The organism is Rhodococcus sp. IEGM 1379 (genome assembly GCF_030056815.1).
Taxonomy (GTDB): Bacteria; Actinomycetota; Actinomycetes; order Mycobacteriales; family Mycobacteriaceae; genus Rhodococcus_F.
In genome coordinates this window covers 7364-15766 of sequence record NZ_JASHKR010000092.1, presented here as the reverse complement: position 1 = coordinate 15766, position 8403 = coordinate 7364, and the positions used below count along the sequence as shown (strand labels likewise).

Genomic DNA, 8403 nt, shown 5'->3' with positions numbered 1-8403 from the left:
TGACCGAGAAGGGTCAGGAAGTTTCCTTCGAGCTCCGCGCCATCGGTCGACGCACTCAGACGGCTGCTGCTTGGCGTGCAGTGCGCGCCGTGGATGAGATCTTCGCTCGCTCCGGCGGCGGCGCTCTCCAGCTGAAGACCCCGATGCAGCGTTTCTGGCGTGACGCTCACGCAGGTCTGTCGCACGCAATCCACGTGCCCGGATCGATCTTCCACTCGTCGACGCTCTCGCAGCTCGGTGGCGAGCCGCAGGGCATCCACCGCTCGATGATCTGACCTGCCCCGGAAACGCCTCCGATGCTGAATTCCAGTGGGGTGTGGGATCAGGTGCCGGGAGTGATGACAGTGAACGCGATGGTGGATGTCGAGGTGTCGGTGCGGGTCTGAACGAGATGCGAGCGGAGTGCTTCGGCGCCGTTGTTGGCCAATGACTGTGCGGCGCTTGGTGTTCGGCCGCGCGCTGTAACCGACATTCCGGCGACCTCCGTTGCCGGGGAGATCGTCAGGTCGGGCTGGTAGTCGGCTGCGGTACCGCCGCGGGTCTGCGCGAGTCGTTCAGCGGTCTCGGACAGATCGGTAGGGGAGACGCTGATGCTGATCTGCTCTGCGTGATAGGCCCCGTCCGACGGCTGAGATGATGTCACGCTGAACGCGACCAGTGCGGTCCTGGTGAAGGCGATTGTCTTGGTCCACCACAGGGCCCCGGCGACCACGAGTACGGCGGCGAGGAGGATCGGCAGTATCAGCCGTTGGTGCTGGGTGGCGAAGGTTCTCATTGGCCAGTTGTACCGTGTGCGGTGCCGCAGGGGTAGGCACGACGGGTGAGCGAGATCCGATGTTGGTTCTTGTGATGCGGCGTGGCTCGTTGCAAGGATCGGTTTCGGCGATGTGGCTTACCTCTGGTCACGGGTCTTCGCGGATGCCGTCTTCGGAGAATTTGTTTCCACGTTTGTGGTCGGTGTGAGCCGATATTGTCTGTTATCTCGATCTTTCACGGCGATCCGACGAGTGTCGCCGACGTCGCGGGGCATGTCGTCGGCACCCGTGTTGTCGACCCGAGCAAGTCGATGCTGCAGATCTCTCCACCTACGACAGATCTCGCCACCTACGACCTCGTGGGATGCCGGCCGGAAATTTGCTGAGAGTCCTTCCGCCCCCATCTACATCAGTTCGTGCAGTCAAGCAATGAGGTGTCTTCGTAAGGGTGGTCGTTATTAACGCCGCGGTCCGTCAGGGGGTGGCACTCGGACCTGAGTCGGTCACGGTCGCAGCCATCGCCGCCGACGCCGAATTACATCCGACCTCGATCGATCGTCGATCGGAAACCGAATTCGATTCGCCGACGGTCCCACCGATCGACCCGTACTGTGCCCGCATGGGGACTTCACGAATACTGGTGGGATTGGCGGCCGCCGCATTGGTGGCGGGCTGTGGAACGGTAAGCAACAACACCGAGGAAGCCGCAGCGGCGCCGACATCCCGGGCGAGTGTGCCGGGTTTGGTGGAGCCGACGTGCCTGGCCGGCAATCTTCTGAATTTCTCCGATCTGCCGCAGTCTGCGGCGCCGGTTCCCGACCCTATGCCCATCCCTGCCGAGTTCGTGCCCGTCCGCGCGGTCATATGCGAGGGGGATTCGCCTGGAGGGGTCACCGACCACACGGTGTCATGGGTCGAGGAACGACGCGAAGGCAACATGGACGCTGTCCTCGCGGGATACCGATTGCCGTCCGAGTCACTTGAGAACCGAACCTGTTACGCGGATCAGCCGACTCCGCCGATCGTCTGGCTTGTCGACGACCAAGGCCTCGGACTGCTCGGTCCCGGCCTGCCGACGGGCGAGTGCGGGGCGTTCAAGTGGGACGCGATCACCGCGATCCGGGCGCTACCGTTGACCGAACGGATCGTCCACCGCATCCCGGTGTCATCGAAGATGGAAGCCCGCATCAACGGCGAACCGATCTGACTGCATTCGGCGTGGGGTGACCCGAAATGGTTTTGGCTTCGACCCGAGTATGAGGTGGTCGGCCGGATCAATCATTGGCGATTGCGGTCCGAATCGGTAATCGTGCCGAGGAAAAACAGGGGGCGTTATGCGGTGGCTGCTATCGATACTCGTGGTTGTGGGGCTCGCGGGAGCGCTACCGCTGTCTACTTCCGTCCCGGCCCACGCATGCACATGCGCCTACGAAGCTGACGGACCCCAGATCCTCGAGCAGGTTTCGCATGCAGCTTCAGTCTTCGCCGGAACCGTGACGACGAAACGCATTGACGGCCCGACCGGGTTCTACGAGTTCGATGTCCGTGAGGTGTTCGAGGGCGATGTCGGTGCGAAGACGGTCGTATCGGCGTACACGCTGAGCGATTTCTGCGGGCGCAGCTTCGAGATCGGCACCGAATACATCGTCTTCACCTCCACGGGCGAAAACAACGGAGCATCGTGGTCGGTGAACGGTTGCTCGGCAACAACCCAGTCGACCAACGAGCGAACCCGCGATGCAGCCATTGCTGTCTACGGGATGCCACGAACACCCGATGCGGCCATTGCAGTCGAGGGAATGCCACGAACATCCGACCCGCAGGTGAGCGTCGGTATCGACGACGGCGGCAGGTCGCTGTGGTGGGTGATCGCCGGTATAGGCGGAGCGATCGTGCTCGTGATTGTTCTGATTCGCTGGCGGGTGTGGTTCCCGAAACACTGACCCCACAACGGTTTCCAATGGCGATTACCTGAAGCCGCTGCGCACAACGGGAACTGGCACTTCCGGCCCTCAGCGCGGTGCCATATATCGCTGAAAACCATATAATCGTGAAATCGGTCGATTCGCCGACGGGATCGTTCCCTTCCGGGCGTTCGCGAGGAAGTGCGCGAACGCAGTACCTCAGTGGTGGGAGTTCGCCGACAGCTGGTCGAAGTAGATCTTTGTATCGTTCACGGTCCGGCGCAAGGCGCTCGTGATGATGGGGGAGCCAAGCGTGAGCGGCGTGCGGAGCGGGGGTTTCGGTTCGATGGCGAATGTCCAGGTGAGTCTGCATCCTGTGGCGAGTTCCTCGACGAGCATGTCCTCGGCGAACCGCTGTAGTCCTGGCACGGTGAACGCGGAGGCGTAGAAAGTGTTGCGGTATCGGTTGTTTGGTTCTTCTTCCCACCGGAAGTAGTGCTCGCTCGCTTTGATCGCGGAGGGTCGCATCGACAATTCCCTCACGGTATCGATGCCCTGTGGTGGTGTGAGGTAGCGCGATCCGGTGATGAGTGTGCACCACGACAGTGTTCCGGGGCGGGTGCATTCGGACCAGGCGGTGGCGGTGGTGACGGGTAGGTCGATCGAGAATTGGTTGAGCAGGGGTGCGGTGGTGAGGAAGGTGTCGTCGCAGGGCTGCATCTCGAACCATCTCGGCATCGCCGGATTGTATCTGTGTGCTCCTGCCGTGTGATCGACTTTCGCTGCACAGCCAATGACGTTGGGGCGGGTAGGTCAGTGAGTGTGATGTCTGGCGAAATCGGACCAGCCGTAGCCTGCCGGGTCGACGCCTGAGTCCACCTAACGAGATGCGCAGCACATGGGCGACGGAATGTGGCTGTCGCCATAGCGTTCTGGCGTGTGTGCTCTATACCGTCGGAAACAAGATCTTGCCTCTATCCGCGTCAACGGTGAAATGGGGAAGTATGGGCACGCATGTTGTCATCATCGGTGCAGGCTACGCAGGAGTGATGGCGGCGAAGCGCCTGCTGCGCGGATCGTCGGGAATCGCGGTGACCATCGTGAATCCACGGAATCACTTCGTGCAGCGGATACGGCTGCATCAGATGGTCGCGGGGGACTACGACGCAACGGTCTCCCTCGTTGAGGCGCTGCCACCGCGGGCAACCCTCGTCGTCGCGACTGTGACTACGATCGACGCTGCTGCAAATCGTCTCGTTCTCGACGACGGCAGGACACTGCACTACGACTATCTGGTCTACGCGGTGGGAAGTCGACACAGAGGCAGCGCGATCGCGGGCGCTGCTGAGTACGGGTTCTCGATCTCCGAATTCGAGGACGCGGTACGTCTCAAATCGAAGCTCGCGGCACTGCCGACGAGCGCCTCGATCAGCGTCGTCGGTGGAGGGCTCACAGGCATCGAGACCGCCGCCGAACTTGCCGAGAAGCGAGGTGGTCGAATCACGTTGCTCACCGGAGGTGTTCTTGCTCCGGAGATTTCGGAGAAGGCGAGATCGATGATCGTTCGCACATTGACGACTCTTGGTGTCGAGATCATCACCGGATCGAGGGTCACTCGGATCGGGAAGCGGTCGTGTGAGCTTTCCGACGGCCGTTCCATCCCAACTGACTGCGCAGTGCTCACCACGGAATTCGGCGTCCCCGACCTTGCGCGACGGAGTGGTCTTCCTGTCGACGGCATCGGCCGGCTGAAGGTCGACCGCCAATTGGAGTGCATCACCCACCCCAACATCGTGGGTGCCGGCGATGCCGTCGCGATCAGCGATCTCTCGTTCCGGATGAGCTGCCAGGCTGCACGTCCTACGGGAGTTCACGCCGCAGAAACCATCAAGCGCAGACTAGATGGCTCCGCTCCGAAACCGGTTACGCCGAAGTTTGTCGGGCAGTGCGTCAGCCTGGGACGACAAGCGGGGGTGTTTCAACGCACGACCAGCGCCGACGTGGCGACGAGGTTGGTCGTCGGCGGCCGGGTAGGTGCGTTTGTCAAGGAGCGAATCTGCGCGTCGACCACGGACTGGGGCATCACGTCGCGCCGTCCGATCTTCTACAGTTGGACGTGAATATCCTTCAGCTTCAATGCAATTGATTTCGCGGCGGCACGTGAGACTTCGAAATCCGGTGCTGCACTATTAGCTCGGTAGTTGGTGTGGGTGGATGTGTGACCAGGCATCGCGGGCACTCCCGCCGCCGCCTCACAGACAGGCGTCCTCACCCGATCAACCGACAGACCAGGAGAAGTACGTGACTGAAGAGTTCGCCGCCCATCGCCGCATAGTCGGGGGCATCAGCTTCACCGACGTAGGGAAGGGCCCGGTCACGCTGTTCGTGCATGGGGTCTTCACCAACGGCAGGCTGTGGCGCAACTGCGTGCAATTGCTGTCCGAGCACCGCCGCTGCATCAGCATCGACCTCCCCGGCCACGGGCACACGCCCCCGGTGGGGGAGCCGTCGGTGTGGGGGCTCGCCGACGCGGTCGATACAGTCATCCGCGAGCTGGACTTGCGCGAGGTCCACCTGGTGGGCAACGACACCGGCGGTGCTGTCGCCCAGGTCGTGCTGACCCGCAAACCGGGGCGGTTCGCGTCGTTCGCTCTCACCAACTGCGACACCGAAGGCAACTTCCCGCCCCTCGCACTACGGCCTGTCGTCTGGGCGGCCAAGGCCCGACTGTTGCGCGCGGGCGCCCCGCTGGCCAGGATGCCCAAGCTCGCCAAGCAGATCTACCGCACCGGCTATCAGGACGTGTCGGCCGTCCCCGACGACGTCATCATCGACTACCTGGCACCGACCTTGGGTATCCGCGAGGGCGCGCGCTTCATGACGGCCCTGCTGTCGTCGATGAAACCCGAAGAGCTCGCGCCGATCCGTCCACTTCTCGGCGCGTGTGAGGTGCCCACCGCCATTGTGTGGGGCACTGGCGACATCTTCTTCCGCCGCTCCTGGGCGGATTGGCTCGTCGAACTCATTCCCGGCGCGACCGGTGTCGTCGAGGTCCCAGGTGCTCGGTTGTTCTTTCCGGACGAGCGGGCGGGTGAACTCGTCGAGGCGTTGGAGGCTCACTGGAAATTCGGGCCCAGCGTCGGCGACGTAGCTGCCACTGACTGATCTCCGCAGCTATCAGGCCCTGGATGCCGTCGTGGTTGTGGTGGCGACCGGCGCAGTTCGTGATCGGCCCAGTGTTCCGGGTGGCGATTTGCCGCACGTGCACACCGGTGACACGTTGCGTGGATGCGTTGCGCGCCTTCATGACCGGTGCCGGTGACACTTCGCCGGCGCCGCCTTCCTTCGGGTCATGGCCAAGCTGGGCAAGCTCTCCGGCATCACCAAGAGTCCCGTGTTAACGACGGTTGAAAAGTGGTTCTGGCCCACTTTCCGTGATCAATTTTGAATACGTCAGCCGCTGAGGAGTATTCGTTTGCGGAGGAGGTCGAACCCAGCGCGGCCGTACATCTGCCGTTTGAGCATCTTGATCCGGTTCACGTGCCCTTCGACCGCGCCGGAACTATACGGCAGAGTCAGTCCGTTCAGGACCGCAGCGTGGTCGGTTTCGAGCCCTCGGACGAAACGATGCAGCTGCGGCAGATCATCAGCCGAGACGGCAGACATCCACGCGTTCAATTGTTTCCCAAGGCGTTCGGTGAGCATCTCCGCGAACGAGTTGACATGTCCTGCAGCTGCTTCGAGGTGCCGGCAGCTGGCGAGAACCTGCTTGAGTCTGATCTGCTCATCGTCGGTGAGGTTGTCGGGATGCCGCAGCATCCACGAGGTGATCCGCCGCACTTTCGGCACCTTCGGTGTGGACGGTGGCGCTGCCCCTATCCCGCGAAACGGGCGAAGGTAGTCCCGGACGGAGCTGTAGCTGCCGCGATATCCCAATGCTCGAAGTTCTTCGTAAAGTACAGCAGCGGAGGCATGGCCGTCGTTGAAACGCTCGTGAAGGTATTCGGCGAACTCGTCCAACATAGTTGGCCGGCCGGCTCGCGGGGCTCCCAACAGCTCCTCGACACTGTTCGCGTAGTAGAAACGACGAACGGTCTCCCGTGCCAGTCCGAGTTGCCGTGCGATCGTTCTGATTCCCATGCCTTCGTTCTTGAGGGCCGTGACATTCTCGAATCGCCGTTTCGTCCGGACAGCGAGTATCGAACTCTCCTGGCGGGTGGCGTGTACCTGCTCGGCGACCATCCTCAATTGCTCCGACACGGTGCGTTCGATCGAAGGTTCAGGCTCCAACTCGGGCTCCTTCTTCAGACAATGATGATGGGCTGCAACGGTTTTCTCCACAGCTTCGGCGAGGTTGTGCCACAGATGCCAGCGGTCGGCGACCTCGATCGCATCCGGTGCTCCGGCACGGGCTGCTTCGGCATACGCGCCGGCACGGTCGCGGCAGATCACCTCGGTACCGGGATGTGCTCGCAGCCATTCGGCGACGGTGTCGGCTTTGCGGTCGGCGAGAACATCGACCGGACGGTGAGTGCTCATGTCGATCAGAATCGTGCCGTACCGATGTCTGCGACGGAGGGCGAAGTCGTCGATGCCGAGCACCTCGACAGTAGTCGTGGGTGGATCCGGTAGTGCTCGGACCAGCCTCAACAAGGTGGAGCGTCCGACGGAGACTCCCAGCGTAGATGCCAACCTCGATCCGGCTCGTCCGGCCAGCGCCAGCGCGATCTTCTCCAGGATTTCGCGTAGCAGCGGAGTGGTTCGTGCGTAAGCCTTGGTCAGTCCGTCGATCTGCTCGACAAATGTGCGTCGGTCGCAGCCGGTGTTCGAGCACAGAAATCGACGCACCTGCAAGACAACGTAACTCGATCGGCCAGCTACAGCCGTATCGGCGAGCATGCGTTCGTACCGACTATGCACTCGTTTCGACGAAACACCACACGTCGGACAGCTCGCCGAAGTCGACAACGGCGACGCACGAATACGGACTCCGCCTGCGGTCGCATCGACCGAATCGATGTCGACACCCGCCAGATGCGGAAGAAGTACACGCAGGTCACAACAGTTCTCAGAACACCAGAACGATCATCTCCCGCCGATTTTCACTCCTGCCGGAACGACACGCGGCGCGAAGGTGGAGCGGTCACGGAAAGTGGGCCAGAACCAGGTTTCGACCGTCGTTCACATCTGGCGCGGTGTTGGGTGGGTGTTCCCGCGGGGTGGTGTGGTGGTTGGTGCCGGTGTGTCATTTAGCGGGTCTGATCTGCGGTGATGACACGTCCCGGCAATCTGTCCTGGTAGTGCCGGCCAGCAGGGCGGGACATTCGAACGAGACATGCCGGCGCAATCCCCCTTCACGAGGGACTGCGCCGGCATACGCCACGAACAGAGCGGGACAGGTCGGGCGGGAGGTCAGCTCCCGAAGATCGAGCCCGACGATCCGAGAGATCCCGTCGCGGGCGGGTCCACCACCGGTACAGCGGTGACGGTGACGGTGACATCGAGGGTGGCCGGGTTTCCGACACCATTGGTTGCGGTGATCGTCAACGGGAACGATCCTGCGGTGGTGGGGGTTCCGGACAGGACACCGGTGTCAGGGTCGAGGCTCAACCCCGCGGGCAGGGTGCCGGTGGTGACCGCAACAACGGGGGTCGGGGTTCCGGTGACGGCGAAGGCATAACTGTAGGGCGTACCGACCACGGCGGCGGTGGGTGTCCCGGTAACGGCGGGTGGGGTGGCGGTGG

The 8403-nt window shown here is 62.5% G+C and carries 10 protein-coding genes and 1 pseudogene; 7 read left to right on the top strand and 4 right to left on the bottom strand.

Annotated elements, in window-relative coordinates; genetic code table 11:
- Positions 1-275 (top strand): acyl-CoA dehydrogenase family protein (locus QM600_RS25910; protein WP_502943105.1); only part of this gene is annotated, 275 nt, incomplete at its 5' end.
- Positions 276-322: 47 nt separating this feature from the next.
- Here the strand turns inward: QM600_RS25910 and QM600_RS25905 are convergent.
- Positions 323-775: a hypothetical protein gene (locus QM600_RS25905; RefSeq protein WP_283264586.1), complete on the bottom strand. Its 453-nt coding sequence runs from the start codon at positions 773-775 to the stop codon at positions 323-325.
- A 195-nt stretch (positions 776-970) separates the two neighbouring features.
- On the opposite strand from QM600_RS25905, the gene QM600_RS25900 reads away from it, so the two are divergent.
- The 3 genes from QM600_RS25900 (at position 971) to QM600_RS25890 (ending at position 2698) form a co-directional block, all read left to right on the top strand.
- Positions 971-1141 carry an NADPH-dependent FMN reductase family protein gene (locus tag QM600_RS25900; protein WP_283264584.1) on the top strand — a complete coding sequence of 57 codons (171 nt, stop codon included), beginning with the start codon at positions 971-973 and terminating at the stop codon, positions 1139-1141.
- A 62-nt stretch (positions 1142-1203) separates the two neighbouring features.
- Positions 1204-1962 carry a hypothetical protein gene (locus tag QM600_RS25895; protein WP_283264583.1) on the top strand — a complete coding sequence of 253 codons (759 nt, stop codon included), beginning with the start codon at positions 1204-1206 and terminating at the stop codon, positions 1960-1962.
- Positions 1963-2089: 127 nt separating this feature from the next.
- Positions 2090-2698 (top strand): hypothetical protein, encoded by a 609-nt coding sequence (locus tag QM600_RS25890; RefSeq protein WP_283264582.1) that lies wholly within the window; start codon positions 2090-2092, stop codon positions 2696-2698.
- A 180-nt stretch (positions 2699-2878) separates the two neighbouring features.
- On the opposite strand, the gene QM600_RS25885 is transcribed toward QM600_RS25890, so the two are convergent.
- Entirely contained in the window at positions 2879-3397 is a 519-nt protein-coding gene (locus QM600_RS25885) for an SRPBCC family protein (protein WP_283264581.1), read from the bottom strand.
- Between the two features lie 266 nt (positions 3398-3663).
- On the opposite strand from QM600_RS25885, the gene QM600_RS25880 reads away from it, so the two are divergent.
- The 3 genes and pseudogenes from QM600_RS25880 to QM600_RS30025 form a co-directional block, all read left to right on the top strand.
- The gene (locus QM600_RS25880; protein WP_283264580.1) at positions 3664-4779 is read left to right on the top strand and encodes an NAD(P)/FAD-dependent oxidoreductase; all 1116 of its coding nucleotides are present in this window, start codon (positions 3664-3666) and stop codon (positions 4777-4779) included.
- Positions 4780-4960: 181 nt separating this feature from the next.
- A complete protein-coding gene (locus tag QM600_RS25875; protein WP_283264579.1) occupies positions 4961-5824 on the top strand; it encodes an alpha/beta fold hydrolase in 864 nt (287 codons plus the stop codon).
- A gap of 7 nt (positions 5825-5831) precedes the next feature.
- Positions 5832-6053 (top strand): annotated as a pseudogene (locus QM600_RS30025) (oxidoreductase); the annotation flags it as partial.
- A 59-nt stretch (positions 6054-6112) separates the two neighbouring features.
- On the opposite strand, the gene QM600_RS25870 reads toward QM600_RS30025, so the two are convergent.
- Positions 6113-7678: an ISL3 family transposase gene (locus QM600_RS25870; RefSeq protein ID WP_502943106.1), complete on the bottom strand. Its 1566-nt coding sequence runs from the start codon at positions 7676-7678 to the stop codon at positions 6113-6115.
- Positions 7679-8071: 393 nt separating this feature from the next.
- On the bottom strand, positions 8072-8403 hold a 332-nt coding region (locus QM600_RS25865), incomplete at its 5' end, for a putative Ig domain-containing protein (RefSeq protein WP_283264578.1).